A 26,253-nucleotide genomic window follows, 5' to 3' on the forward strand; every position below is an offset into this window, starting at 1 on the left:
CGGCGGCCGGGCATGCCGATGCGGCGTGAGCACGGGGCTTGGTGGGCGGGGCGTCGCGCGGGCCCTCCTCGGCGGACGACGACCGGGCGACCTGCGCGCCCCGTCCCCCTCGCGCGAGCAGGCGCCTGCGCCGCCCCGGCGACCCGCGCGCCCGGCTCGCCCGAGCCGACGAGGATCAGCCCGGCGACGTGGCGCCACTGGCGCGCCAGGGGCGCCCGCAGGGGCCCCGCCGGGAAGGGGCGCCCGTTGCCGATTCCGCTGCCGGCATCGACCACGACCAGAGCCAGGTCCTTGGCAAGGCCGGGATTCTGCAGGCCGTCATCCATCACCACCACGTCGGCGCCGCAGGCGGCACAAAGCGCCGCCCCGGCCGCGCGGTCGCGGGCGACCACCGCGGGGGCGAAGCGGGCGAGCAGCAGCGCTTCGTCGCCCACATCGGCGAAGCCGTGGCGGGCCGGATCGACCTGAACCGGGCCGGCGAGCCGGCCGCCATAGCCGCGGCTGAGGAAGGCCGGCGCCCGGCCAAGGCCGCGCAGGATCTCCGCCAGCGCCAGGGCGGTGGGGGTCTTGCCGGCCCCACCCAGGGTGAAGTTGCCGAGGCAGAGGACCGGGCAGGGGCCGGGCCGGCCGGGCCGGGCCATCCGCGCGGCCGTCATCCGGCCGTAGAGCGCGCCGAGCGGGGCCAGAGCCAGGGCGGCGGGGTGATTCGGGGAGCCGTCCCAGAAGGCGGGCGGGCGCATCAGCCCTGCCATCAGCCCTGCAAGGCCGCGAGCTTCATCTGCGCCACGAACGGGTCGAGCACGGCGAGCGTCCGGGTCACCGCTCCCTCGAAGGGCGCGAGCGCCCGCTGCCCAGCCTCGGCGACGGCACGGGCGCGGGCGGGGTCGGCGAGGAGATCGCCGAGGCTCGCGGCGAGTTCGCGCCCGTCGCTCACCGCCAGCGCGCCGCCGGCCGCGTCGAGGGCACGGTAGACCTCGGCGAAGTTCTGGATGTGCGGCCCGTGCAGCACCGCCGCATCGAGGCGCAGGGGCTCGATCGGGTTCTGGCCGCCGCGCGCGACAAGGGAGCCGCCGAGGAAGGCGACAGGGCTCAGGCGGTAGAACAGGCCGAGCTCGCCCACCGTGTCGGCGACGTAGACGTCGACGCCCGGATGCGGGCGCCCGCCCGCGGCGCGGCGCGCACTGCGCAGGCCCGCTTCCGTGGCGTGCGCCGCCGCCTCCGGCCCGCGGCCTGGATGGCGCGGGGCGATCAGGGTCAGGAGATCGGGAAAGCGGCTCTTGAGCTGCGCATGGGCGAAGACCGCCGCCGCCTCCTCGCCGGGATGCGTACTCGCCGCGATCCAGACGGGCCGCGCCCCGATCATCTCGCCGAGATAGGCCAGTTGCTGCCGGTCGGCCGGGGGCACGGCAGAGTCGTATTTGAGGTTGCCGGCCACACTCACCCGCGGCGCGCCGAGACGGGCGAAACGCGCCGCGTCGTCCCGCGTCTGCGCGAGGCAGATCGCGATGCGCGCGAGCAGGGCCTCGGCCGTGCGCGGCGAGCGCTCCCAGCCCCGCAGCGAACGCTCCGACATCCGGCCATTCACCAGGATCAGCGGGATCCCGCGATCGTGCAGGCCGAGGATCACGTTGGGCCAGATCTCGGATTCGGCCACCAGCGCGAGATCCGGCTGCCAATGGTCGAGGAAGCGCCCGACCCAGCGCGGCGCGTCGAGGGGCATGTACTGGTGCACGGCGCCCGCCGGCAGGCGAGTGCCGATCAGCTCGGCCGCGGTGCGCGTGCCCGTGGTGACCAGAACCGAGAAGCCGCGGGCGATCATGCCCTCCACCAGCCCCACCAGGGAGAGCACCTCGCCGACGCTCGCGCCATGCATCCAGACGAGGGGCCCCACCGGCCGGGCGCGGCCCGGCAGGCCGCGACGCTCGGACAGGCGGCGCGGATCCTCCTTGCCGCGGCGGGCGCGCCAGGCGAGGAGCCCCGCCACCGCCGGCTCGCCGAGGCGTAACGTCGCCCGGTAGGCCCGGAGCGGCAAGGTCAGGGGCGGCGCCCTCACGCCGCGGCCTCGCGCCAGCGGGCACCGACCCGGTCGGGCCGGCCGACCAGGGTGTAGGCGCGGTCGTGCACGCGGTTCATCTCGGCCTCCAGGCGCAGGCGCAGGCCCTCGAAGGCCTCCGGCTCGACCTCGCGGGGCACGGTGATCGGCTCGCCGAACACCACGGCGCCCCGGCCGAAGGGCAGGCCGAGGCAGGCCCTGTCCCAGGAGTTGAAGCGCAGGTGCCGGCTCGTCACCACCGCCACCGGCACGATCGGGCGGCCGGAGAAGCGGGCGAGCGTGAGGATGCCGGCATCGGCGCGGCGGGACACCTTCGGCACGTCGGCGCTGAAGGCCACGGTCTCGCCGGCCTTGAGGGCCTTCAGCATGGCGCGCAGGCCCTCGGCCCCGCCCTTGGCGCGGGTGTCGCTCTCCCGCCGCCGCCCGCGCGCCCCGGAGGCGCGGATCACCCGGACGCCCATCCGGGTCAGGGCGATCGTGTTGATGTTGCCGTCGGGGTTGCGCGAGATGATCGTGGCGATGCGGTCCTGCGGGCGGCGGGCGAAGGGCACCATGATATGCTGGCCGTGCCACATGCCGGCGATGAAGGGGGTCTGCCCGTCGAGCCAGCCGTCGTCCGCCTCGGCGGGCTCCACCGTGAACCGGTTGGTGCGTCGGACCAGTCCGAGATAGCCGGCCGCGAGGGTGCCGAGCAGATCCTGGACCGCCGGTAGGCGGCTGATGCGTTTGGCGAGGCTCATCGGGCGCGTCTGTGGGCCTGGACCGGCGGCTCGCACCGTCCGGACCTCGGGGCGGGTCGGTCCGCTGCGGGCGGCGCGTCGGCGGGGCTGTCTACCCCTGCCCGCGGCCGGGGCGCAACCGACGCCGGGCGCTCGGCTCGGTGAGAGTCCGCTTGCCTGGAACAATTCCAATGTATAGATTGGAATTGTTCCAGACGAGGTGACGGCCATGGCGGCAGGATTGGACGGGGGCATCGCCCTGAACGATGCGGCGGAGCGGCACCGCGCCTTCGTGCTGCGCTACGTGCAGCCGGGGCTCGCCGGGCTGATCGACGGGTCGGTCTCCACCCTGGCGCCGATCTTCGCCGCCGCCTTCGCCACCCAGGCGAACGGGCCGACCCTCCTCGTCGGGCTCGCCGCCTCGATCGGCGCCGGCATCAGCATGGGGCTGACCGAGGCCCTCTCCGACGACGGCCAAGTGACGGGCCGCGGCGATCCCCGGATGCGCGGCCTCGTCTGCGGCGCGATGACGGCGCTCGGCGGCCTCGGCCATACCCTGCCCTACGCGATCCCCGATTCCTGGCCGAACGCCTTCTGGCTCGCCACCAGCCTCGCGATCCTGGTGGTGGCGGTGGAGCTGGTGGCGATCGCCGCCATCCGCACCCGCTACATGGCGACCCCATTCGGGCGGGCCGCGCTGCAGGTGCTGGTCGGCGGGGCGCTGGTGCTCGCCACGGGGATGCTGATCGGGAGCGCGTGAGGGCGGGGATGCGGCGCCCCGCTTGACGCGCGGGCCCCGAGCCGCGATGCGCTGGGCCCGATGACGGCCACGCCCTTCCGCCTCGCCCATCTCAGCGACCCGCATGTGGGGCCGCTCTCGCGCCCGCGTCTGCGCCAGCTCCTCGGCAAGCGGGCCACGGGCTACGCCAACTGGCGCCGCGGCCGCTCGCGCAGCCACGACATGGAGGTGCTTGCGGCGCTGGTGGCGGATCTCCGGGCCCAGGCGCCCGATCACATCGCCTGCACCGGCGACCTCTGCAATATCGGCCTGCCGAGCGAGTGGGAGACCGCCCGGGTCTTCCTGGAGGCGCTCGGCGCGCCCGGGGCGGTCAGCTTCGTGCCGGGCAACCACGACGCGTATGTGCGCGGCTCGCTCGAAGGGCTGCTCGCCGCCTGCGACGGCTGGACCGCGGACGATGGCGGGCTCGGCGGCTGCTTCCCCTATCTGCGGCGGCGGGGGCCCCTCGCCCTGGTCGGCCTCTCGACCGCGATCCCGACCAAGCCCTTCGTGGCGAGCGGACGCCTCGGGCCGGCGCAGATCGCCGCCGCCGAGGCGCTGCTGCGGGCGCTGGCCACCGAGCCCGGCCGGCCCTGCCGGGTGGTGCTGATCCACCACCCGCCCCATCCGGGCGGCGCCCTGCCGGGACGCGACCTGACCGATGCGAAGGCGCTCGCCGCGATGATCGCCCGCACCGGGGCGGAGCTGATCCTGCACGGGCACAACCACGTCACCAGCCTCGCCGCGCTCCCGGGCCCGAACGGGGCGCCGGTGCCGGTGGTCGGCGCGTCCTCAGCCTCGGCCCGGCCCGGCGCGCACGGTCCCTCGCCGGCGCGGCGGGCGGCCTATCTGCTCTTCAGCTTCGTGCGGGAGGGGGAGCGCCACGTCATCACGGCGCGCCAGCGCGGGCTGGATCCCGACGGGACTGTCGCCGATCTCGGCGCGCTGGCACTGGTCTGAGCCGGGCCGTCGGCCCGGCGGCGGCTTAAGAGCCAGCCGCGAGTAGGCCCTGCTGCTGGCGGGCGATGCTGGCCTCGTAGCGCTCCGCCTGGAGCCGGGTGAGGCCGGAGATCAAGGCAATCGTTCCGCGGTAGACAGTGTAGGTTCCGTCCTGGGTCGGGGTGACGCGAATCGTCTCGGACATCGGAGCCATCCTGTGTTGATTGTCGTTGGGATGCGGAGTTTATCTTTCTAAGACGCCGTGCCTTGAGGCGAGAGTCTTCCTTTCTGCTCGAATCTGCTCGAAACATGGGCTGCGAGTTCGGGACGTTAACTGAACGGATGCCCAACGCAAGGGGCGTTGCCGCTCCCTACCTAAGTATTTGCATTGCATCGCAGCGCAGGGTCCGCCGCATTGAATGCTATCTTTGCGCGGGCTGAATGACGGCTTTTCCGTCTTCACAACGGGCGTGGACGCGCCGCTGTGCATACGCGGCGCTCCGATGGCCCGGCGCGGTCCCGCGGATATCTACAGGGCGACCTCGATCAGGAACGGCCCAGGTCGGGCGAGCGCGTGGCGGAACACGTCGATGAAGGCGGGCAACGTCTCGACGCGGCGCGCCTCGACGCCGTAGCCGCGGGCGAGGCTGACCCAGTCCACCGGCGGATCGTCGAGGGAGAGCATGCCGAGCGCCTTCGGGCCCGGATTCCGCGCGCCGACATTGGCGAGTTCGCCGCGCAGGATGGCATAGGCGCGGTTCGACCAGATCAGCGTCACCACGTCGAGGCGCTCACGCGCCTGGGTCCAGAGGGCCTGGGCCGTGTAGAGGGCGCTGCCATCGGCCTGCAGGTTGACGACCTTGCGGTCGCGGGCCGCGATCGCCGCGCCGGTCGCGAGCGGGATGCCGACGCCGATGGCGCCGCCGGAGAGCTGGAGCCAGCTATGCGGCGCGGCCCCGTGGGTGGCGGCGAAGAAGTTGCGTCCCGTGGTCAGCGATTCGTCGCAGATCACCGCCCCCTCGGGGATCAGGGCGCCGAGCACCGGCCCGATCGCGTCGTCCGCCAGGGGGCCGGAATCCGGCAGCGTCGGGCGCGGCGGGATGGGCATCTCGACCGTCGCCGGGGCGCCGACCGCCTCGGCGAGCCGCTCCAGCGCCTCGATCTGGTCCTCCTCGGGTGTGGCGAGGGTCAGCGTCTCGGCCTGTTCGTGCGTCAGCACGCTCGGCTTGCCGGGATAGGCGAAGAAGCCGACCGGCCGGGTGGCGCCGACGAGGATCACCCGGCGGTAGGGCGCGAGCGCCGCGATGGCTTGGTCGATCGGGTAGGGCAGCCGCTCGATCGGCACCGACCCGGCACCGCGGTCGATCCGGGCATTGGCCTGCATGGCCATGAGCCTGGCGCCCGTCTTCGCCGCGATCCGCGCCGCGATGCGCTTGCCCTCCCCGCGCACGGCACGGTCGCCGAGGAACAGCAGCGCCGGCTCGCCGCTCGCCAGCGCCTCCGCCGCCTGCCGCACCGCCATGTCCGCCGCCCGCGCCCGGTCCGGGATCACCGGCACGGGCGCGATGCCGCCGCCCGGCTCCCAGGCGGTGTCGGCGGGCAGGATCAGGGTGGCGATGCCGCCCGGCGCCGTGCGGGACGCCGCGATCGCCGCCGCCCCGTCCCGGCCGATCTCGGCGGCGCTGGGGCCGGGGCGGGTCCAGGCCGAGACGGTGCCGGCGAGCGCCTCGATGTCCGAGGTCAGGGGCGCATCGTACGAGCGGTGGTAGGTGGCGTGCTCGCCGACGATGTTGACCATCATCGAGCGGGCGCGCCGGGCGTTGTGAAGGTTGGCCAGCCCGTTGGCGAGACCGGGGCCGAGATGGAGCAGGGTCGAGGCGGGCTTGTCGGCCATGCGGGCATAGCCGTCCGCGGCGCCGGTGGCGCCGCCCTCGAACAGAAACAGCGCGCAGGCCATGCCCTCGACCCGGTCGAGGGCGGCCACGAAATGCATCTCCGAGGTGCCGGGATTGGTGAAGCAGACCTCGACGCCCCCCGCCACCAGGGTGCGGACGAGGCTCTCGGCGCCGTTCATCGGGTCTGACACGACGGATCCTCTCCCTGAAAACCATCCCGGACGAGATCTGATGGTGACGCGGACGGCCCCGCCGACAAGCCCCAGGTGCCGGCCGAGCCCTGCGCCGCCCGCAGGGAGTCTGGCGTGGGACTTGCGGCCAAGCCGGCGTCTGCAATCTACGCTTGAACCTCCATGCCTCTTCCCCGCGCACCGGCCGGTGCGCGGCGAGGCGACCGCCGGCCTCCCCGGCCCGGCGCTTGAAAGCATCCTCCGATGACCGACAGCCACGACCTCTCCCTCCTCACCGCCAGGGCCCTGGCCGAGGGCATCGCCGCACGGCGGATCTCCCCCGTGGACGCGGTCGAGGCGCTGCTCGCACGCATCGCGGCGCAGGAGCCGAAGCTCCAGGCCTTCACAGAGATCTTCGCCGCCGATGCCCGACTCGCGGCCGAGGGTGCCGAGAAGGCGATCCGCTCCGGCCACGCGGTCGGGCCGCTGCACGGCGTGCCGGTCGCGCTGAAGGATCTCGTGGACCTCGACGGGCGCATCACCATGGGCGGCTCGGCCGCGCACCGGGCGCGCCGGGCGACCCGCACCGCCACCGTCGCCCGCCGCCTGATCGCGCAGGGCATGATCGTGCTGGGCAAGACCCACACGGTGGAATTCGCCTATGGGGGCTGGGGCACCAACCCGCATCTCGGCGTGCCGTGGAACCCCTGGGACGCGGACCTGCCGCGCACGCCCGGCGGGTCGAGCAGCGGCACGGGCGTCGCGGTCGCCGCGCGCATGGCGCCCTGGGGTCTCGGCACCGATACCGGCGGCTCCGTGCGACTGCCGGCCTCGTTCTGCGGGCTGACCGGCCTGAAGGTGACGGTCGGGCGCATCTCCACCCACGGCATCGTCCCGCTCTCGGCCACCCTCGACACGCCCGGTCCGATGGCCCGCAGCGTGGAGGACGCCGCCCTGCTCTACCGGGCCCTGTCCGGCCCCGATCCGCTCGATCCGGCGACGCGCGGCATCGAGCCTGTCGACCCGTTCCCGACCCTGAACCGCGGCGTGCGGGGCCTGCGCCTCGCGCGCATGCCGGAGACGGAGCGCGACGGCGTCGATGCGCCGATGCTCGCGGCCTACGACCGCGCCCTCGACGAACTCGCCCGGCTCGGCGCCGAGATCGTCGAGATCCGCCTGCCCTTCCGCTTCGCCGACCTGTTCGCCTTGAGCGCGATCACCAATGCGGAGGCCTATTTCACCAACGGGACGCTCGCCGAGGATCCGGCGAGCCCCCTCGGCGAGGCGGTGCGGGCGCGGATCCTGGCCGGCGCCAAGCTCTCGGCCCAGGACTATCTCGCTACGCTCAACCGGCGCGACGCCATGAAGCGGGCGCTCGCCGAGGCCTGGGCGGATTGCGACGCCCTGCTGACGCCGACCACCGAGACCCCGGCGATCCCCCTCGACGCCGTGGACGAGGCCCACCTGCCCTCGCGCTTCTGCCGGTTCGGCAACCTGCTCGACCTCTGCGCCCTCGCCCTGCCGAACGGCTACACGGAGGGCGGCCTGCCGCTCTCCCTGCAGATCGTCTGCCGCGGTTACGACGAGGCCATGGCCTTGCGCATCGGCCAGGCCTTCCAGACGGCGACCGACTGGCACCTGCGCCTGCCGCCGGGTATTCCGGGCTGACGCAGGAAGGTGTTGCCCATGGCGCACGACGATCATCACGGCCACCCGCATGGCCATGCGCACGGTCACGCGCACGACCACGCCCACGGCAGCGAGCTCTCGCCGATCGAGGCGCGGGTGCGGGCGCTCGAATCGATCCTGGTCGAGAAGGGCTATGTCGATCCGGCCGCCCTCGACGCGCTGGTCGAGATGTACGAGACCAAGGTCGGCCCCCATAACGGCGCCCGCGTCGTCGCCCGCGCCTGGACCGACCCGGATTACCGCGCGCGGCTCCTGGCCGACGCGACGCCGGCCATCGCCGAACTCGATATCGGCGGGCGCGGCGGCGAGCACATGGTGGTGGTCGCCAACACGCCGGACACGCACAACCTCGTCGTCTGCACCCTGTGCTCCTGCTACCCCTGGCCGGTCCTCGGCCTGCCGCCGGTCTGGTACAAGGCCCCCCCCTACCGGGCTCGGGCGGTGAGCGACCCGCGCGGGGTGCTCGCCGAGTTCGGGGTGAGCCTGCCGGAGGCGACCCGCATCGCGGTGTGGGATTCCACCGCAGAGACCCGCTACATGGTCCTGCCGATGCGGCCGGCCGGCACCGAAGGCTGGGACGAGGCGGCGCTCGCCGCCCTCGTCACCCGCGACGCGATGATCGGCACCGGCCTGCCCCGGACGCCGGACGCGGTGGCGGCATGAACGGCGCGCAGGATCTCGGCGGCATGCACGGCTTCGGGCCGGTCCGGCCGGAGGCCGACGAGCCGGTCTTCCACGCGGACTGGGAGCGGCGCGTCTTCGCCCTGGCGCTCGCCATGGGCTTCACCGGGACTTGGAACCTCGACGGCTCGCGCGCCGCCCGCGAATCGCTGCCGCCGGCCGAGTACCTCGCGTCGAGCTACTACGCGATCTGGCTGAAGGCCCTGGAGGCCCAGGTCGCCCAGCACGGGCTCGCGACGCCCGAGGAGATGCAAAGCGGCGTCTCGTCGGGGCCGGGCAAGGCGGTGGCGCGGATTCTCACCGCCGACATCCTTGAACCCCGCTTCCGCGCCGGCTTCCCGAGCGACCGGCCGGCGCAAGGCCCCGCCCGCTTCGCGATCGGCGACACGGTCCGCGCCCGCAATCTCCACCCGCGGGGCCATACCCGGCTGCCGCGCTACGTCCGCGGGCGCGTCGGACGGGTCGAGCACGTGCACGGCGCCTTCGTCCTGCCGGACACCAACGCAACGGGCGCCGGCGAGAACCCGCACTGGCTCTACACGGTGGGCTTCTCCGCGACCGAGCTGTGGGGGCCCGACGGCGACCCGAACCAGCGCGTGATGGTCGAAGCCTTCGAGCCCTATCTCGATCCGGAGGCCGCGTGAGCCTCGCCGATCCCGGCCCCTTCGCCGCGCCCTGGGAGGCGCAGGTCTTCGCCCTCGTCGTCTCCCTGCGCGATGCCGGGCTGTTCACCTGGCCCGAATGGGCGCAGGCGCTCGGCCGGGCGATCCGCCCGGAGGACGATGCCGAGGCGCCCGCCGATTACGGGCGCTGGCTCGCGGCCCTCGAAGGATTGCTCGCCGAGCGCGGCATTGCCCTGGCGGACGGTGTGGCGGAGCGCCGCGACGCTTGGCTCCGGGCCGCCGCCGCGACGCCCCACGGCCAGCCGATCCGCCTGGAGAACGACCCGCTGAGGGGCTGAGGGTCAGCTCTTCCGCCCGCCCGGCCCCTTGGCCTCGGCCGCCCGGCACAGGGCCTCGGCGAGGGCTCCGACCGGCTCCGCGGCGGGCCTGCTGGAGGGCTTGGCAGGCGCTTTCGGGCGCGCGCCCGGCCGCGGGCCCGCATCGCGGCGCTCCTGACCCTGGCGCGCGGGCGCCTCGCTCGAGCGCATCGAGAGGGCGATGCGCTTGCGGGCGGCATCGACCTCGATCACCCGCACCTGCACCACGTCGCCGGGCTTCACCACCTCGCGCGGGTCCTTCACGAAGCGGTCGGCCAGCATCGAGACATGGACGAGCCCGTCCTGATGCACGCCGATATCGACGAAGGCGCCGAAGGCCGCGACATTGGTCACCACGCCCTCAAGCCGCATGCCGGGCTTCACGTCCTTGATGGTCTCGACGCCCTCGGCGAAGGCGGCGGTGCGGAAGCTCGGGCGCGGGTCGCGACCGGGCTTCTCCAACTCGGCGATGATGTCGGTGACGGTGGGCAGGCCGAAGCTGTCATCCGCGAAGGCCTTGGGCGAGAGGCCGCGCAGGGTGGCGCCGTCGCCGATCAGCGCCTCGATCGGCCGGCCCGTGGCCTTCAGGATCTTCTTGACGACCGGGTAGGCCTCCGGATGCACGCCGGAGGCGTCGAGGGGGTCCTCACCGCCGCGGATGCGCAGGAAGCCGGCGGCGAGTTCGTAGGCCTTGGGCCCGAGACCCGGCACCTTGCGCAGCGCCGCCCGCTTCGGGAACGGGCCATTGGCGTCGCGGTGGACGACGATGTTGCCCGCCACCCGCTCCGTGAGGCCCGAGACCCGGGCGAGCAGCGGCGCCGAGGCGCTGTTCACGTCGACGCCGACGCTGTTCACGCAATCCTCCACCACCGCGTCGAGGGAGCGGGCGAGCTTCCCCTCGCCGAGATCGTGCTGATACTGCCCGACGCCGATCGCCTTCGGCTCGATCTTCACGAGCTCGGCCAGCGGATCCTGCAGCCGCCGCGCGATCGAGACGGCGCCGCGCAGGGTCACGTCGAGGTTCGGCAACTCGGCCGACGCATAGGCCGAGGCCGAGTAGACCGAGGCACCGGCCTCCGAGACCAGCACCTTGGTGAGGCTCTGCTCGGGCATCTTGGCGACGAGCTCGGCCGCAAGCCGGTCGGTCTCGCGCGAGGCGGTGCCGTTGCCGATGGCGATCAGCTCGATCCCGTGCGCCCGGACGAGCTTCGCCAGGGTCATCAGGGCCCCGTTCCAGTCGCGCCGTGGCTCGTGCGGGTAGATCGTGTCGGTGGCGACCACCTTGCCGGTGGCATCCACCGCTGCGACCTTCACCCCGGTGCGGTAGCCCGGATCGAGGCCGAGCGTCGGCCGCGCCCCCGCGGGGGCGGCGAGCAGCAGGTCGCGCAGGTTGCGCGCGAAGACGGTGACGGCGCCCTCCTCCGCCACCGTCCAGAGACGGGCGCGCAGGTCCGTCTCGGTGGCGGGCTTCAAGCGCTTGCGCCAAGCCTGCCGCACCGTCTCCATCAGGAAGGCGTCGCCCGGCCGGCCGCGTTCCGCGATGCCGAGCCGCTGCGCGATCCGCGCCTCCTGCCAGGGCAAGGTGCCGGGGCGCGGCTCCTCAGCATCGGCGATGTCGAGGTCGAGGATCTCTTCCTTCTCGCCGCGGAACAGGGCGAGGATGCGGTGCGAGGGCAGCTTGGCCAGGGGCTCGGAGAAGTCGAAATAGTCGGCAAACTTCTCACCCTCCAGGCGCTTGCCCTTGCGCACGCGCGCCGCCATGCGCCCGCGCTGCCAGCCGGTCTCGCGCAGGGAGCCGACGAGTTCCGCGTCGTCGCAGGCCCGTTCGATCAGGATGGCGCGGGCGCCCTCCAGCGCGGCCTCGGCGTCGGGCACATCGTTTTTGCCGGCATATGGACTGGCCTGACGGACGGGGTCGAGGTCGGGCCGGGCGAGCAGCGCCTCGGCCAGAGGCTCCAGCCCGGCCTCGCGGGCGGCCTGCGCCTTGTTGCGGCGCTTGGGCCGGAACGGCAGGTAGAGATCCTCCAGCCGCGCCTTGGTCTCGGCCCGGGCGATCTGCGCGGCGAGGCCCGCATCGAGCTTGCCCTGGGCGCGGATGCTGTCGAGGATCGCGCTGCGGCGCCCCTCGAGGTCCCGCAGATAGGCGAGGCGCTCCTCGAGCGTGCGCAGCTGGGCATCGTCGAGGGCGCCCGTCGCCTCCTTCCGGTAGCGGGCGATGAAGGGCACGGTGGCGCCGCCGTCGAGGAGGTCCACCGCCGCCGCCACCTGCGTCTCGGCCACGCCGAGCTCACCTGCGATGCGCGCGTTGATGCCGGTCATGCCGTCTCCCCCTGTCGAGCCGCGGCGGTGTGGATCCGCGGGCGAGGAGCGTCAAGGCGGGATCAGTTCAGGCGCAGGATCGCGGCGTTCAAGAGGGTCGCGAAGGCGACCCAGGCGGCGTAGGGCACGAGGAGCCAGGCGGCGGGACGGTCGAAGCGCCAGGACAGCCGGATGGTCCAGAGCACCATCACGAGGAGGGCCACCACCACGACGAGGGCGGGGCCGACCGCATGGGCGGTGAAGAAGACCGGGCTCCAGGCGGCGTTGAGCGCGAGCTGCACCGCGAAGGCGAGGATGGCGAGCCACCAGCCCTGGCGCGAGGGCCCCGTGCGCGGCATGGCCCCGAGCAGCCGCCAGGCCGCGTAGGCGATCATCGTATAGAGGATCGTCCAGGCGACCGGGAAGATCCAGTTCGGCGGGTTGAAGGCGGGCTTGTTCAGCCCCGCATACCAGCCGGGGATCTCGCCCTGCGTGGAGACCGAGCCGACGATCGCGGTGGCCGCCACCGGGAGCACGGCCGCCGCGATCCGGAGCACGGGGCCGAGCGCCGGCCGTTCGGGGACATGGGTGACGGTGCTCATCTCACTCGCTCGCGGGGTGCAGTCCCGTCCGGCGGACGGACGCCTTGCGGGGCCGGCGCGGATCGTGTCACGCGCTCCCCAGGCACCTAGCGCACGGCGGCCCGACGATCAGGGCCCGCGCCGAATCGGGAGACCGCCATGTCACGGACGGATGGGTCCCAGGGCAACGCGCCGGAGGCGCCTCGGGATGCGGGCGGCGTCTCGCGGCGCAGCCTCGCGGCGCAGGCTCTCGGCCGCGTCGACCCGATCACGAAGGGCGTGGTGCCGCCACTCCACGTCGCGACGACCTTCATCCGCGATCCCGACAATGCCTATTCCTCCGGCTTCGTCTACGCGCGGCCGGACAACGCGACCGTGCGGGAAGCGGAAGCCGTGCTCGCCATGCTGGAAGAGGCGGCCGGCGCCCTGCTGTTCGGCTCCGGCATGGCGGCGGCCACCGCCCTGTTCGGCGCGCTGGAGCCGGGCGACCACGTCGTCGCGCCCAACGTCATGTACTGGGCGCTGAAGCGCTGGTTGCGCGAGGAGGGCCCGCGCCGGGGCCTGAGCGCCGATTTCGTGGATGCGGACAGGCCGGAGGCGCTCCGCGGCGCGGTGCGGCCCGGCCGGACGAAGCTCGTCTGGATCGAGACGCCGGGCAACCCGCTCTGGACCGTCACCGACATTGCGGCCGCCGCCGAGATCGCGCACGCGGCCGGCGCCCGGCTCGCTGTCGATTCCACCGCCGCCTCGCCGGTCCATACGCGGCCGCTCGCCCTCGGGGCCGACCTCGTGATGCATTCGGGCACCAAGATCCTGAACGGCCACTCGGACGTGGTGGCAGGCGTGCTCGCGACGCGCAAGGCCGACGCCTTCTGGGCCCGGATCGGCGCCCTCCGCGCGAGCGGCGGCGCGATCCTCGGCCCCTTCGAGGCCTATCTGCTCACGCGCTCGCTGCGCACGCTGCACCTGCGCGCTACGGCCCAGGCCGCGGCCGCCCTGGACCTGGCGAGGCGGCTGACGGCCCATCCCAACGTGGCGCGGGTGCTCTATCCGGGGCTGCCCGACGATCCCGGCCACGCGGTCGCGGCGCGGCAGATGGAGGGCGGCTTCGGCTACATGCTCTCGATCCGCGTCGCGGGCGGCGAGGCGGCGGCCATCGCCACCGCCGCGCGGGTGCGGCTGTGGAAGCGGGCGACCTCCCTCGGCGGCGTCGAGAGCCTGATCGAGCACCGCGCCTCGGTGGAGGGGCCGGGGACACCCTGCCCGGCCGACCTGCTGCGCCTGTCCACCGGCATCGAGGATCCGGCCGACCTCTACGCCGACCTTGACGCGGCGCTGACGTCAGCGCACGGGTGACGTCTCCGAGGACAGGGATCGCAAAGGGATCATCCCTTTGCTGGGGCGCCGGGGCAAAGCCCCGGTGTCTTTCCGGGCTCTGCCCGGACCCGCGAAAGGGATGATCCCTTTCGAAACCCGGACCCCTGATCGACCCGGAGCAGCAGCGCCACCGGGATCAGGCCGACGAGCACGATGAGCAGGGCCGCGACGGTGCCGTCCTCGTAGGTGCCGCGGGCGGCCTCGCCGTAGAGATGAGTCGCCAGGGTCTCGACGTTGAGGGGCCGTAGCAGGAGCGTCGCCGGCAGTTCCTTGGCACAATCGACGAAGACGAGGAGCGCGCCGCTCAGGACGGCCGGCCAGGCCAGGGGGAGCTGGACCCGCGCCAGCGTTCCGAAGGGGCCGCGCCCGAGGAGCCGGCTCGCATCCGGCAGGGTCGCGGGGAGCCGGGCCAGCCCCGCCTCGCTGGTGCCCACCGCGATGCCGAGGAAGCGCACGAGATAGGCGGTGACGAGGGCTCCTCCGGTGCCGAGCCCGATCAGGGCCGGCGCCGCACCGAACAGGGCCTGGGTCGCCTCGCTGAGTGCCCCGTCGGCCAGCGCCAGCGGGCCGAGCAGGCCGATGGCCAGGATCGTGCCCGGCAGCGCGTAGCCGAGGCCGGCGAGCCGGATCAGGGCCGGGCCCCAGCTGCGATAGGCGAGCAGCCGCGGGCTCGCCGCCACGAGGACGCCGACCGCGCCCGCGATCAGCGTGGCGATGCCGGCATAGAGCACGGTGCTGGCGATCTCGGCCGGCAGGGTCGCGGGCAAGCCGCTGCGGGCGATCCGCGCGACGGCCCCGCTGGCAAGGAAGCCCGCCGGGATCAGGAAGCCCGCGGCCACCGGCACGAGGCCGAGGGCCAGCGCGAGCAGGCCGGCGCCGCGCCCGAGCGGAATCCGCGCCATCCGGCGCGGGCGCTGCGCGGATCCCGCGAAGCTGCGGCCCCGGCGCGCCCGGCGCTCGGCGGCGACCAGCAGCATGACGAGGGCCAGCATCACCAGGGCGATCTGGGCCGCGCCCGCGAGGTCCGAGCGGTTGATCCAGGTGGCGTAGACCTGCACCGTCAGGGTGCGCACGCCCAGGAACTCGGCCGCGCCGATGTCGTTGAGCGCCTCCATCAAGGCGAGGCTCGCGCCGAGCACGATGGCGGGCCGCGCGAGCGGCAGGGCGATGCGGGCGAAGGTGGCGGGCGGCCGCCCGCCGAGGGTGCGGGCCGCCTCCATGAGGTTGGCCGCCTGCATCCGGAACAGCGCCCGGGTCGGCAGGTAGACGTAGGGGTAGAGCACGAAGCCGAGGAGCAGGATGCAGCCCGGCAGCGAACGGATCTCCGGGAAGGCGAGGTCGCGCGGGCGCGTCAGGCCGAGGAGGCCGCGCAAGGTCGATTGCACCGGCCCCAGCGGATGCAGCAGGTCGAGATAGGCATAGGCCACGATGTAGGTCGGCACCGCGAGCGGCAGGAGCAGGCCGATCTCGAGCAGGCGCCGTCCCGGAAACGCGTAGGCCGAGACCAGCCAGGCGGCACCGGTCCCGATCGCCGTCACCATCAGCCCGACGCCGAGAAGGAGGGCCCCGGTCTGCCAGAGAGCCTGCGGCAGCACGTAGGCCATCAGGTGCGGCCAGAGCTCGCCCGTGCCCTGGAGGGCGGACAGCGCCAGCGAGACCAGCGGACTCAGCACCACGGCGACGACGAGGAGGATGGCGAGCGCGCAGGCCCCCGCCCCGATCCGGGGTGCGAGGCGCGCTGAAAGGCCCTTGCCGAACCCCGTCCCGGCCGGGCCACCGGCATGCAGACTGGTGTTCGGCACCCTCACGCTTCCCCCTCGCGGAATCCGGCCCAGGCCGGCGGCGAACCGCTGACCGAGCCGGCCGGCTGCTTGGCAGCCCCGGGCGGAGCCTGTAACCCCACCTCCGGCCAGAGGAAACCGGACACCGGGGAATTCCGACAGATGCGACTCGTGGTGGTCGGCGCCGGCGGGCGCATGGGACGAATGCTGATCCGCGCGGTGGCGCAGGCCGAGGGCTGCACCCTGACCGGTGCGATCGAGCGGGAAGGGGCGGAGGTGCTCGGGCAGGATGCCGGCGTGCTCGCCGGCCTGCCGGCGCTCGGCGTCCCCGTCACCGACGACCCGCTCGCGGCCTTCGCCGCCACCGACGGCGTGCTCGACTTCACGGCACCGGCCGCGACCGTGTTCTACGCCGAGCTGGCGGCCCAGGCCCGCATCGTCCACGTGGTCGGCACGACGGGCCTGTCGGAGGACGACCTCGCCAAGCTCCGGGCCGCGGCCTACCACGCCCGCATCGTGCGCTCGGGCAACATGTCGCTCGGCGTCAACCTCGTGGCCGCGCTGGTGCGCCGGGTCGCGGCCTCGCTCGGGCCCGACTTCGACATCGAGATCCTCGAGATGCACCACCGGCACAAGGTCGATGCACCGTCCGGCACCGCGCTGCTGCTGGGCGAGGCGGCGGCGGAGGGGCGCGGCGTCGATCTCGCCGAGACCCGCGTCTCGACGCGCGACGGCCATACCGGCGCGCGCCGGCCGGGCGATATCGGCTTCGCGACCCTGCGCGGCGGCAGCGTGATCGGCGATCACAGCGTGGTCTTCGCCGGTCCGGCCGAGCGCATCACCATCAGCCACCACGCCGAGGACCGAGCCCTCTTCGCCTCCGGCGCGGTCAGGGCGGCGCTCTGGGCCAACCCGAAGCCGCCGGGCCTCTACAGCATGACAGACGTGCTCGGGCTGTAAGCGCGGCCTTTTCCCGGCTTGGGGGCGGGGCACCGGCTCTGCTAGAGGCCGTGCCATCGAAGCCGGGATCGGAGCCCGGCGGCATCTCAAGGATCGGACCCCTCGATGGAGCGCCTGCTCGTCCTCGCTCGCCACGGCCAGAGCGAGTGGAACCTCAAGAACCTGTTCACGGGCTGGCGCAACCCGGACCTGACCGCGCTGGGCGTCGAGGAGGCCCGCAAGGCCGGGCGCTGGCTGAAGAGCGAGGGCTACGGCTTCGACGTGGCCTTCACCTCGAGCCTCGGCCGGGCGCAGCGCACCTGCGCGCTGATGCTGGGCGAGATGGATCTCTCCGATATCGAGACGATCCGCTCCGAGGCCCTGAACGAGCGCGACTACGGCGAGTTGTCCGGCCTCAACAAGGACGATGCCCGCGAGCGCTGGGGCGCCGAGCAGGTCCATCTCTGGCGCCGCTCCTACGACGTGCCGCCGCCCGGCGGCGAGAGCCTGAAGGACACGGCCGCGCGCGTGCTGCCCTTCTACATCGAGCGCATCCTGCCCCGCGTGATGGCGGGCGACCGGGTCCTGGTGGCCGCCCATGGCAACTCGCTGCGCGCCCTCGTGATGGTGCTCGACCACATGACGACCCAGACCATCGCGGGTCTGGAGATCGCCACCGGCGTGCCGCTGGTCTATCGGCTCAAGGCCGACACCACGGTGCTGACCAAGTCGGTGCTGGAGCGGGACATCGACGTCTGACCACCGGGTTCGAACTCGCGCCGGGGCTGATCCACCACCCCGGCTGGCTCGATGCGGACGCCCGGGCCGGGCTGGCCGGAGAGGTCGCGGCCGTGCTCGCGGCCGCCCCGCCCTACACTCCCCGCATGCCGCGCACGGGAAAGCCCTTCTCGGTGCGGATGACCAATGCCGGGCCACTCGGCTGGGTCTCCGACGCGCGGGGCTACCGCTACCAGCCGGAGCATCCCGAGACCGGCGCGCCCTGGCCATCCCTGCCGCCGACCGTGCTGCGCGCCTGGGCCGAGCTCGCCGGCTACCCGCACCCGCCGGAAGCCTGCCTGATCAACCTCTACGCCCCCGACGCCCGCATGGGCCTGCACCAGGACCGGGACGAGGCCGACCTCGCCGCGCCCGTGGTCTCACTCTCCCTCGGCGCCCCGGCCCTGTTCCGCTACGGCGGGACGCGGCGAGGCGACCCGACCCGCTCGGTGCGGCTGCAGCCGGGCGACGCCCTGGTGCTGGGAGGCGCCGCGCGGCTCGCCTTCCACGGCATCGACCGCATCCTGCCGGAGGCGGACCTGCTCGCATCCGAACCGGCGCTCCCCAGCCTGCCAGCGGGTTGGCGCTGCAACCTCACGATCCGGCGCGTGGGCCGAACGACCGCAAACTCACCCGCTTGACAGCCTCCCCGCGCCGGCCGACCCATCGCAGGCGGAGTAGGGCGCCAGGCTCGTGCCCGCGTGCGGAAAGTCGGATCCGATGTCGTTGCGGCAGGTTGCGCAGTCTCTCGGTCTCTCTCTCGGGCTCGTCGCCACGACGGCTGCGCTCGTCCCGACGGTGCGGGCCACCCTCCTGTCCGAGGCGTGGGCGGCCGAGACCGTCTACCCGCCGGGCTCCCGCTTCGGCTTCGAGCCGCCGAGTGACATGGTGCCATCCCGCCGCTTCACCGGCTTCGAACGGCGCGAGGGCGGGGCGACCATCTCCGTGGTGGAATTGCCGTCGAACGCCTTCGCGGAACTCGTCACCAGCTTCACCGACGCCAACCTGCTGACCCAGGGCCTCGCGGTGGAGAAGCGCGAGCCGCTGAAGCTCGGCGAGGCCGAGGCGATGCTCTACAGCGGCGAGCAGCCGGCCGATCCGGCCGGGCGCATGCCGGCCGTGCGCAAGCTCCTGCTGCTCGTCGGCGACTCGACCGTGACCGGGCTGATCATCGCGCAGTTCCTGCCCGATGCCGAGACCGAGGCGACCATGCGCGCCGTGCTCGCCGGGGTGAAGGTGCGGCCGGCGCTCAGCCTCACCCAGCAGGTCGATGCGCTGCCCTTCCGCATCGCCGATCTGGCCGGCTTCCGTCCGGTGCGGGTGCTCGCGGGCAATTCGGTGCTGATGACGGCCGGTCCGAAGGACCAGATGCTCGACATGGAGCAGCCGATCCTGGTTCTGGCCCAGGCGGTGCAGCAGCCGCCGGCCGCGGAGCAGCGCGACGCCTTCGCCCGCGCGGCGCTCTACGCCAACCAGACCATGAAGGATTTCGTGATTGAGCGGGCGCAGAGCTACCGCCAGAACGGCATCGACTGGCACGAGATCGTTGCCCGCGCCGTCGACGTGCCGACGAACAAGGCGGTGGTGGTGGCCCAGACCATCCGCTTCGCCCCAGACGGCTACCTGCGCGCCGTCGGCGTGGTGCGCGAGGACCAGCGCAGCGAGACGCTCTCCAAGTTCCGCGAGGTGGTCGACAGCGTGCAGGTGAAGTGACCGGACGCGCCGAGAGCATTTTCCGTGATCCAAGGATCACAGAAAATGCTCTAACTGATTGAGTGGACCGCATTTTCTTTCGCGGAACCGGCAACCACTTCCACGGAAAATGCTCGAGCTTCTCCACCCGGGCTCTCGGAGAGGGCGCGTCCTCTCGGGAACCCGGAGCCCGTCTCCCGATCAGGATTCCCGGATGCACCTGCGGCGCCTCGAAACGGGAAAGGGCGGACCGGTCTCCCGGTCCGCCCGATCTTCGTGTCCGTCGTCGGGGATCAGTGGCCGACGGCGACCGGGTTCAGCACGCCGTTGCTGGCATGGTGCCGCTTCAGCATCGGCCGCAGCATGGTAATGGCGAGCGTCGCGGCGATGAGGTCCAGGGCCGCCACCGTGTAGAGCACCGTCGCCCAGGTGCCGGTGGCCTGCATCAGCAGGTTGCCGACGGGAACGAACAGCGCGGCCAGGCCCTTGGCGCAGTAGAGCACGCCGTAGATCTTGCCGATGTGCTTCGAGCCGAAGGTGTCCGCCGCGGTCGCGCTGAACAGGGAGTACACCTCGCCCCAGGCCAGGAACACAATGCCCGAGAGGATCACGAAGGCCCAGGGGTTCGAGCCGAAGTAGCCCAGCGCCACGATGCCGATGCCCTCCATCGAGAAGGCGATGAACATCGTCTTCTCGCGGCCGATCTTGTCCGAGACCCAGCCGAAGAGGGGCCGCGAGATGCCGTTCATGATGCGGTCGAGCATCAGGGCGAAGGGCAGCGCCGCCATGGCGAAGAAGTACAGGTTGACCTGGAAGTTCTTCACGCCGAGGTCCTGCGCGATCACACCGAGCTGGGCCACCGCCATCAGGCCGCCGGTCACCGTGCAGGTGAACATCAGCAGCATCACCCAGAAGACCGGCGTCGAGAGCGCCTCCTGCAGGGTGTAGTCGCGCCGGCTCTGCAGCACGGTGGTCGAGAACTTGATCTCGCCCTTGCCCGGGCCGCGCATGAAGATCGCCGCCAGGATGATGATCGAGCCCTGGATCAGGCCGAAGGTGAAGAACGCCTGCGCGTAGCTGCCGGCATCGATCATCTTGGCGATCGGCAGGATGGTCAGCGCCGAGCCCGCGCCGTAGCCGCCGGCCGTCAGGCCAACCGCGAGGCCGCGTCGGTCCGGGAACCACTTGAGCGCATTGTTGATGCAGGTTGCGTAGACGCAGCCGACACCGATGCCGCCGATCACCGCACCGAGATAGAAGCCCCAGATGGAGCCGGCATAGGAGTTGGTAATCCAGGCGAGGCCGGTCATCAGGCCGCCGAACATCACGACCTTGCTCGGGCCGTACTTGTCGATGAAGTAACCCTCGATCGGGGTCAGCCAGGTCTGGACGATGACGAAGATCGTGAACGCGACCTGGATCGCGGCGCGATCCCAGCCGAAGGTCTTCTGAATCTCGGGCACGAACAGGGTCCAGGCGTACTGGATGTTCGCGGCTGCCACCATGCAGACCACGCCGAGGCCCAGTTGAAGCCAGCGTCCGGTCGCGGGTTTGGCCTCGCTGCGTATCGCGGCTGAGGATGTCATGGGCGTCTCCTTCTCCCTTGCCGGCAGCGAGTTGGTGCGCGATCTTCGCAAGATCACGCACGCCTCCGGTCGATGCTTGCCCGCGCCCGACATAGCTCAGCTATGAGCCTGCCGGATCGCTGGTATGCAGTATTTGTAATGACAGGGGAGTTTGCAATCGGAATTTTCTTGCAGAACACGCACGAAATTTTTGCGTGAACGCCAGAATGTCCGGGATTAAAGGAACGCCCTATACGTGTGAGACCGGTTGCCGACCCCTCAGCCGGCCTCTTCCGGCTCGGGCCCGCGGGTGACGTCGAGCCCGTCCCCGGCACCCGCCGGCGGGCCGACCTTGACGGGCGCGCCGCTGCGGGCCGCTTCGTAGATCGCCTCCATCAGCACGTGATCCTGAAGCCCCTCCTCGCCGGGCGTGCGGGGCCGGCGGCCTTCCTGGAGGCAGCGGGCGAAGTGGTCCATCTCCAGGGCGAACTGATTCTTCTGCGTGAGCTGACGCTCGTCGCGGGAGACGATCTTGCCGCTGCGATGCGTCACGAACAGGCGCTGCCCGCGATAGGCGAAGGCGTTCTCCAGGTCGATCTCGGCGCCCGCGCTATGCACGGTCAGGCGCCGCGATTCGTGCACGCCGTAGCTCGTCATGCACTGGGCGATCACGCCGGAAGGGAAGGCCAGAGTGAAGCTCACGCTCTCCTCGACCTCGGCGAACTTGCCGTCATCCGGCGGTGAGACGATCTGCGCGGTGACCTGGGCCGGCTCCTCGCCGAGGAGCGCGCGCACGCCGTTCAGGCAGTAGAGGCCGATATCGGGCAGCGCACCGCCGCCCGCCAGCGCCCGGCGCAGGCGCCACTGCTCGGGTAGGCCGGTGGTCTGGCCGTTGAAGGCCTGGATGAGGCGGGGGCGGCCGAACTCGGCGGAGCGGCTGATCCGCACCACCTCGCGGTTGAAGGGCTCGTACTGGCAGCGATAGGCGATCATCAGACGGACCTTCGCCGCCTCGCAGGCCGCGATCATCTCGCGGGCCTCGGCCGAATTGGCCGCCATCGGCTTCTCGCAGAGCACGTGCTTGCCCGCCCGCGCGGCCGCCATCACGTTGTCCCGGTGCACGGCGTTCGGGGTGACGATGTAGACGGCCTGGACCTCCGGATTGGCCTTCAGCCTGTCCCAGTCGCCGTAGCCGTAGACCGCGTCCTCGGGGATCCCGTATTGCCGGGCGACGAGCCGCGCCTTGTCGGGCGAGCCCGACATCACGGCGGCGAGGCGCGCGCGCTTCGTCTCCCCGAGGGCCGGCAGGATCTCCTCGAGGCTGAGCCGCCCAAGGCCGACGATACAATAGCCGACGCGGCTTCCCGGCGGCTGCGGCGCCGGGATCGGTGCGGGCGGCCGGTCACCCTCGCCGCGCCAGTTCGGGAACATCACCCGCTCGCCCTGCACAGCCCCGGTATCGGCCGGGACCTTTGGGCCAGGCGGAGAGGCCGCCTCCGCTCCGCCGCCGAGGCCGATCGCACCGGAAAGCGCGGCTCCCGCCGCCAGGAGGGTGCGCCGGGAGAGCCCGAAATCGTCTGCCATGAAAAGTGCCGCTGCCTCTGCGAGGGATGGTCTCGCCCGGCCAATGAGGAGCGCGGCGGCCGAGTTCCTGCGGCGCGGCGCCCCGGATCCTCACGCCGGCGGCGGCGGGTCCGGCGCCTCGACCTCGCCGCGGCGCTGGAGTTGCAGGGCGACGAACCAGCACAGGGCCGCCCAGGCGGCGCCTACGCACCAGCCGGCCAGCACGTCGCTCGGCCAGTGCACGCCGAGATAGATCCGGCTGATGCCCACCAGCAGCGTCATGCTCACGCCGAGGAACAGCACCAGCGCCTTGACCCGCCGGTGCCGGTCGACGCGGGCGAGCAGCGTCGCCAGCGTGAGGTAGGCGATGGCCGACATCATGGCATGGCCCGACGGGAAGCTCGCCGTGAACACCTCCATGCCGTGGGGCACGAGGTCCGGCCGCGGTCGGTGGTAGAACAGCTTCAGGATCGTCGAGACGATCTCGCCGCCGCCCACCGCCGCAATCACGAAGGCGCCGATCCGGATCTTGCCCGAGAGCGCCAGATAGGCGGCGACCGCGCCGGTGAGGAACACGATGGTGAAGACGCTGCCGAGCCCGGTGATGTCGCGCATGGTCTCCTCGAGCCAGCGCGGCCCGATCGGGTCGGACAGGTCGGCGGGGTTGCGCAGCGCCAGCAGGATCCTGCGGTCGAGCGCCTCGGTCGAGCCCTCGCCGACTTCGTGGGCCAGGGCGAAGAAGCCGTAGCCGAGGCCGCTGACGGTGAGCAGCGCCACGAGCGGCCCGACCTCGTTGAGGCGCAGCCGCAGCCAGACCGCCATGGCCCGGCCGGTGAGCGGGTTGCCGCGCAGGCGCTCGTAGGTACTCACCGGACCGACCTCACGCATTCTCTCCGAAGTTCAGGCGGGCGATCGCCTCCCAGGGGCCGCCGAGATAGCGCCAGAGCAGAGTGGCCGGCGCGGTGAAGCGGTACGGCTCGAACCCTGCCGCGAGGTCGGCGTGCAGCGCGCGCGCCACGTCCGGCCGCACCTTGTTCTGGACGGTGACGTGCGGGCGCCAGCCCTGCCGGTCCTGCGCCGTCAGCTCCGCCGCGAAGGCCTGGGCCAGCCGGGCGCGGAATGCCTCGAGCCGCGCCGATTCGAGATTGTAGGCGACGCCCCTGCCTGTGAAGCGCAGGCCGGTCACCGCCACTTCGGGCGGGGCTTCCGCGCGGGCGAGGCTCGCCACGGTCTCGATCACCGCCGCTTCCCGGTCGCCGGGCAGGTGATGGAACAGGGTGGCATGGGCCGGGATGACATTCAGGTCTTCCGGAAAATGGCGCCGCCGCAGACCGTCGAAGCGGGCGAAGGTGGCCTCGTCGAAGGCGAGGGTCAGGATGAGGGGGGCGTCGGGCATCGCCTGCGCCAGATGGCGCAGGTCCCCCGTCAGGTCCAGTAGAGGATGCGCGCGGCCGGCAGATCGCGGGCGAGCATCCCGGTCAGCGCCTCACGCATCTCCGCCATCAGGTCCTTCGGGAGCACGTATTTCACCGAGCCGAACTTGGTGAGCTTCCGCGTGCGCGCGCTCTCGTCGAGAGGCAGGTCGGAGCCCGGATACCAGCCCTGCAGGACGGTCTTCGAGCCGGGCGTGAAGCGGTGGGTGATCAGCTCCGCCGTGAGATCGAGGTCGGGCACGCCATCGAGGGTCCGCGCCGCCTCGCGGATCAGCCCGGCATAAGCGTCGCGCCAGCCCGGCAGCGGCAGGATCGGCGCGATCGTCAGCCCCACCGGGTAGCCGGCACGGGCCACGGCGCCGAGTGCCGCGAGGCGCGCCTCGAGGGGATCGGTGCCGCCCTCGTAGCGGGCGGCTCCCTGGGCGTTCACCGAGATGCGGATGCGCGTGCGTCGGCCATGGTCGAGCCCGAGCAGCGGCGCGACGGCCGCGAACTTGGTGGTGAAGCGCAGCTGCACGGGCGCGTCCCAGGCACCGAAATGCCGGATCGCCGCCGAGAGCGAGCCGGTGAGGTGCTCGATGCCGAGGGGATCGGTGTAGCAGGAGGCCTCGAAGGTGGTGCCTTCCCCCGCCCGCGCCTCCGTGGTCGAGGTGACGGCGCCGCGCCCGGCATAATCCGCGAGAGCGCCGAGGATCGCGTCGAGATTGGCGTAGACCCGCGTCACCGGCGGCCCCGACAGGGAGCCCGCCAGGTAGCAGTATTGGCAATGGGCGGGGCAGCCCTCGGCCAGGTCGAAGCGCCAGTCTGCGGAGGGCGGGATGGGCTGGAGCCTGAGCTTGGTGGGCGGCGCCGCCACCAGGGCAAGGGTCGCCTTGGCCTCGGCGTAGGCCCGGCGCGGATCGCCGCCCCCGAGGCCCGTGAGGCGGTTCGCCCGCAGCCGCTCGACGGGCAGGCCGAGCGCTTCGGCCCGCGCGACCATGGCGCGCCCATGCGCGTGCTCCAGGGCGGCGGGCGTGACGAGAACCCGGCGCGGGCGCCAGAGCCGGGCCGGCCGGAGGTTCGGGCTCTGGGGCGCGTCCGCGCGGGCGAGGTCCATGCCCGGGCAACGCCGGCTCCCTCTGCCGGGTCCGCCCTATCGCCCGCGGCGCAGCGCCGCTAAAGCACGGCCATGCTCGGCAGGAAATGGGACATCGTCCACGAGGGCCGCGACGGCTGGCTGTTCCTGACGGGCGGCAGCAACCGCGTCATGGACCGCTACGCGCGCGGCGTCGTGGGCGGCTTGCGCCACGGGTGGCATCTGCGCGCCTGGGCCCGCCTGATGGAGGCCCGCGCCGCCCGCGCCGGCCGGCTCGGCATCCGCTGCCTGCATGTGATCGTGCCGGAGAAGCTCTCGGTCTACGAGAATCATACCCGCGACCTGCCCTACGATCCCGCCGCGGCCTCGACGCGCCGGCTCGCCCGGCGGCTCGCCGGCAAGCCCTTCTATCTCGACCTCCTGAGCCCCTTCCGCGCCGCCCGCGATGGGCCGGTGCCGCTCTATCTGCGCACCGATACGCACTGGACGATCGAGGGCTGCCTGCTCGCCTATCGCGAGATCATGCGGGCCCTCGCCGCCGTGCCACCCGCCGATATCGCCGAGCGGCCGGACTACGCCGAGGAGCGCGTGCTCGATCTCGGCGAGAAGCTGCCGCACAAGCCGACCGAACGGCTGCGCCGCCCGCAGATCCAGCGCGACGCGGTGCGTGTCGAGACCGGGCGGCTGCTCGCGGCCTACGAGGCGGCGGGGCGGGCGAAGGACCTGCATGTCGGCGCGCACGTCGTCTATCGCAACGCGGCGGCGCCGGACCCGCGCCGGCTCGTCCTGTTCGGCGATTCGTGCGCGCATTTCGCGCCGATCCTGCTGACCGGCTACCTCGCCGAGAGCTTTGCGGAGGTGCACTTCGTCTGGTCGTCGAGCCTCGATTGGGGCTACATCGAGCGGGTGCGGCCCGACATCCTGCTCTTCGAGCTGGCCGAGCGTTTCCTGGCCCGGCTGCCGGCCGACGATTTCGACGTGGAGGCGGGCCACCGGGCCGGCGGCCGGCCGGTTCAGGCGGAGGCGTCGCCCGTCGTCAGTTGACGAGATGGATCAGGTCGGCATCCGCGTAGAGGCTGTTGGCCTGCGCCTTCAGGAAGGGCTCCGGCGCACCGGCGATGCCGAGAACCAGCACCACCATCATCAGCAGGCAGGCGAGCACCGCCGTCACCACCTCGGCATGGCGGCGCAGCAGGTGAATGATCAGGCAGCCCGTGGTGAACAGGGCTGCCTCGGCGACGGGAAGGGTCAGCGCGAAGGACATGTCCG

At 72.6% G+C, this 26,253-nt stretch carries 25 protein-coding genes and 1 pseudogene; 12 read left to right on the plus strand and 14 right to left on the minus strand.

The features are described 5' to 3' along the window. The 3 genes from lpxK to MET9862_RS07930 form a co-directional block, all read right to left on the minus strand. Positions 1–740, minus strand: a 740-nt coding sequence (gene lpxK, locus MET9862_RS07920; protein WP_142582494.1) for a tetraacyldisaccharide 4'-kinase, incomplete at its 3' end; no start/stop codon positions are given. An 11-nt stretch (positions 741–751) separates the two neighbouring features. After that, positions 752–2,053 (minus strand): 3-deoxy-D-manno-octulosonic acid transferase, encoded by a 1,302-nt coding sequence (locus MET9862_RS07925; protein ID WP_142582495.1) that lies wholly within the window; start codon positions 2,051–2,053, stop codon positions 752–754. Then, on the minus strand, positions 2,050–2,793 hold the full coding sequence (locus MET9862_RS07930) for a lysophospholipid acyltransferase family protein (protein ID WP_142582496.1): 744 nt from the start codon (positions 2,791–2,793) through the stop codon (positions 2,050–2,052). The genes MET9862_RS07925 and MET9862_RS07930 overlap by 4 nt, the downstream gene beginning before the upstream one ends. A 247-nt stretch (positions 2,794–3,040) precedes the next feature. Here MET9862_RS07930 and MET9862_RS07935 point away from each other — a divergent pair. Further along, positions 3,041–3,532 (plus strand): annotated as a pseudogene (locus tag MET9862_RS07935) (VIT1/CCC1 transporter family protein); the annotation flags it as partial. A gap of 60 nt (positions 3,533–3,592) precedes the next feature. After that, positions 3,593–4,510, plus strand: a complete 918-nt coding sequence (locus MET9862_RS07940) for a metallophosphoesterase family protein (RefSeq protein ID WP_142582498.1) — start codon at positions 3,593–3,595, stop codon at positions 4,508–4,510. A gap of 25 nt (positions 4,511–4,535) precedes the next feature. Here MET9862_RS07940 and MET9862_RS29240 read toward each other — a convergent pair whose 3' ends face one another. Together MET9862_RS29240 and MET9862_RS07945 are read right to left on the minus strand one after the other, a co-directional pair. Next, on the minus strand, positions 4,536–4,694 hold the full coding sequence (locus tag MET9862_RS29240; RefSeq protein ID WP_185156790.1) for a hypothetical protein: 159 nt from the start codon (positions 4,692–4,694) through the stop codon (positions 4,536–4,538). 324 nt (positions 4,695–5,018) lie between these two features. Beyond that, positions 5,019–6,563 carry an acetolactate synthase large subunit gene (locus MET9862_RS07945; protein WP_142582556.1) on the minus strand — a complete coding sequence of 515 codons (1,545 nt, stop codon included), beginning with the start codon at positions 6,561–6,563 and terminating at the stop codon, positions 5,019–5,021. 255 nt (positions 6,564–6,818) lie between these two features. On the opposite strand from MET9862_RS07945, the gene MET9862_RS07950 reads away from it, so the two are divergent. The 4 genes from MET9862_RS07950 to MET9862_RS07965 are packed head-to-tail and all read left to right on the plus strand — an operon-like array spanning position 6,819 to position 9,885. Next, positions 6,819–8,222, plus strand: coding sequence for an amidase (locus tag MET9862_RS07950; RefSeq protein WP_142582499.1), 1,404 nt, complete (start codon positions 6,819–6,821; stop codon positions 8,220–8,222). Positions 8,223–8,240: 18 nt separating this feature from the next. Then, positions 8,241–8,906 (plus strand): nitrile hydratase subunit alpha, encoded by a 666-nt coding sequence (gene nthA, locus MET9862_RS07955; protein WP_142582500.1) that lies wholly within the window; start codon positions 8,241–8,243, stop codon positions 8,904–8,906. Beyond that, positions 8,903–9,568, plus strand: a complete 666-nt coding sequence (nthB, locus tag MET9862_RS07960; RefSeq protein WP_142582501.1) for a nitrile hydratase subunit beta — start codon at positions 8,903–8,905, stop codon at positions 9,566–9,568. Before nthA ends, nthB begins: the two co-directional genes overlap by 4 nt. Then, positions 9,565–9,885: a nitrile hydratase accessory protein gene (locus MET9862_RS07965; RefSeq protein WP_142582502.1), complete on the plus strand. Its 321-nt coding sequence runs from the start codon at positions 9,565–9,567 to the stop codon at positions 9,883–9,885. Before nthB ends, MET9862_RS07965 begins: the two co-directional genes overlap by 4 nt. 3 nt (positions 9,886–9,888) lie before the next feature. On the opposite strand, the gene MET9862_RS07970 is transcribed toward MET9862_RS07965, so the two are convergent. Next, positions 9,889–12,222, minus strand: a complete 2,334-nt coding sequence (locus tag MET9862_RS07970) for a Tex family protein (protein ID WP_142582503.1) — start codon at positions 12,220–12,222, stop codon at positions 9,889–9,891. Positions 12,223–12,284: 62 nt separating this feature from the next. Then, positions 12,285–12,803, minus strand: a complete 519-nt coding sequence (locus MET9862_RS07975) for a TspO/MBR family protein (RefSeq protein ID WP_142582504.1) — start codon at positions 12,801–12,803, stop codon at positions 12,285–12,287. A gap of 138 nt (positions 12,804–12,941) precedes the next feature. Here MET9862_RS07975 and MET9862_RS07980 point away from each other — a divergent pair, with 138 nt between their 5' ends. Next, positions 12,942–14,138 carry a trans-sulfuration enzyme family protein gene (locus tag MET9862_RS07980; protein WP_142582505.1) on the plus strand — a complete coding sequence of 399 codons (1,197 nt, stop codon included), beginning with the start codon at positions 12,942–12,944 and terminating at the stop codon, positions 14,136–14,138. Between the two features lie 29 nt (positions 14,139–14,167). Here the strand turns inward: MET9862_RS07980 and MET9862_RS07985 are convergent, their stop codons facing one another. Further along, complete coding sequence (locus MET9862_RS07985) at positions 14,168–15,880, minus strand: ABC transporter permease (RefSeq protein WP_244612624.1); 1,713 nt, start codon at positions 15,878–15,880, stop codon at positions 14,168–14,170. Positions 15,881–16,102: 222 nt separating this feature from the next. On the opposite strand from MET9862_RS07985, the gene dapB reads away from it, so the two are divergent. From dapB to MET9862_RS08005, 4 genes are all read left to right on the plus strand, one after another. After that, on the plus strand, positions 16,103–16,900 hold the full coding sequence (gene dapB, locus MET9862_RS07990; RefSeq protein ID WP_142582506.1) for a 4-hydroxy-tetrahydrodipicolinate reductase: 798 nt from the start codon (positions 16,103–16,105) through the stop codon (positions 16,898–16,900). Positions 16,901–17,005: 105 nt separating this feature from the next. Beyond that, complete coding sequence (locus tag MET9862_RS07995; protein ID WP_142582507.1) at positions 17,006–17,638, plus strand: 2,3-bisphosphoglycerate-dependent phosphoglycerate mutase; 633 nt, start codon at positions 17,006–17,008, stop codon at positions 17,636–17,638. Then, entirely contained in the window at positions 17,635–18,297 is a 663-nt protein-coding gene (locus MET9862_RS08000; RefSeq protein ID WP_142582558.1) for an alpha-ketoglutarate-dependent dioxygenase AlkB, read from the plus strand. Before MET9862_RS07995 ends, MET9862_RS08000 begins: the two co-directional genes overlap by 4 nt. A 79-nt stretch (positions 18,298–18,376) precedes the next feature. After that, entirely contained in the window at positions 18,377–19,369 is a 993-nt protein-coding gene (locus MET9862_RS08005; RefSeq protein WP_185156791.1) for a hypothetical protein, read from the plus strand. A gap of 272 nt (positions 19,370–19,641) precedes the next feature. Here the strand turns inward: MET9862_RS08005 and oxlT are convergent, their stop codons facing one another. From oxlT to MET9862_RS08030, 5 genes are all read right to left on the minus strand, one after another. Further along, on the minus strand, positions 19,642–20,934 hold the full coding sequence (oxlT, locus tag MET9862_RS08010) for an oxalate/formate MFS antiporter (RefSeq protein ID WP_142582508.1): 1,293 nt from the start codon (positions 20,932–20,934) through the stop codon (positions 19,642–19,644). Between the two features lie 258 nt (positions 20,935–21,192). Beyond that, positions 21,193–22,497, minus strand: a complete 1,305-nt coding sequence (locus MET9862_RS08015; protein WP_142582509.1) for a Gfo/Idh/MocA family protein — start codon at positions 22,495–22,497, stop codon at positions 21,193–21,195. A 90-nt stretch (positions 22,498–22,587) separates the two neighbouring features. Then, entirely contained in the window at positions 22,588–23,298 is a 711-nt protein-coding gene (locus MET9862_RS08020) for a phosphatase PAP2 family protein (RefSeq protein WP_244612626.1), read from the minus strand. Positions 23,299–23,356: 58 nt separating this feature from the next. Further along, a complete protein-coding gene (locus tag MET9862_RS08025; protein WP_142582511.1) occupies positions 23,357–23,872 on the minus strand; it encodes a 2'-5' RNA ligase family protein in 516 nt (171 codons plus the stop codon). Between the two features lie 29 nt (positions 23,873–23,901). Beyond that, positions 23,902–25,005 carry an SPL family radical SAM protein gene (locus tag MET9862_RS08030; RefSeq protein WP_142582512.1) on the minus strand — a complete coding sequence of 368 codons (1,104 nt, stop codon included), beginning with the start codon at positions 25,003–25,005 and terminating at the stop codon, positions 23,902–23,904. 72 nt (positions 25,006–25,077) lie between these two features. On the opposite strand from MET9862_RS08030, the gene MET9862_RS08035 reads away from it, so the two are divergent. Further along, positions 25,078–26,028 (plus strand): alginate O-acetyltransferase AlgX-related protein, encoded by a 951-nt coding sequence (locus MET9862_RS08035; RefSeq protein ID WP_142582513.1) that lies wholly within the window; start codon positions 25,078–25,080, stop codon positions 26,026–26,028. On the opposite strand, the gene MET9862_RS08040 is transcribed toward MET9862_RS08035, so the two are convergent. Then, entirely contained in the window at positions 26,021–26,248 is a 228-nt protein-coding gene (locus tag MET9862_RS08040; protein ID WP_142582514.1) for a hypothetical protein, read from the minus strand. The two genes, MET9862_RS08035 and MET9862_RS08040, sit on opposite strands and share 8 nt — an antisense overlap. Positions 26,249–26,253 lie beyond the last annotated feature (5 nt).

The organism is Methylobacterium symbioticum (assembly GCF_902141845.1).
In the GTDB taxonomy this organism is placed as follows: Bacteria; Pseudomonadota; Alphaproteobacteria; order Rhizobiales; family Beijerinckiaceae; genus Methylobacterium; species Methylobacterium symbioticum.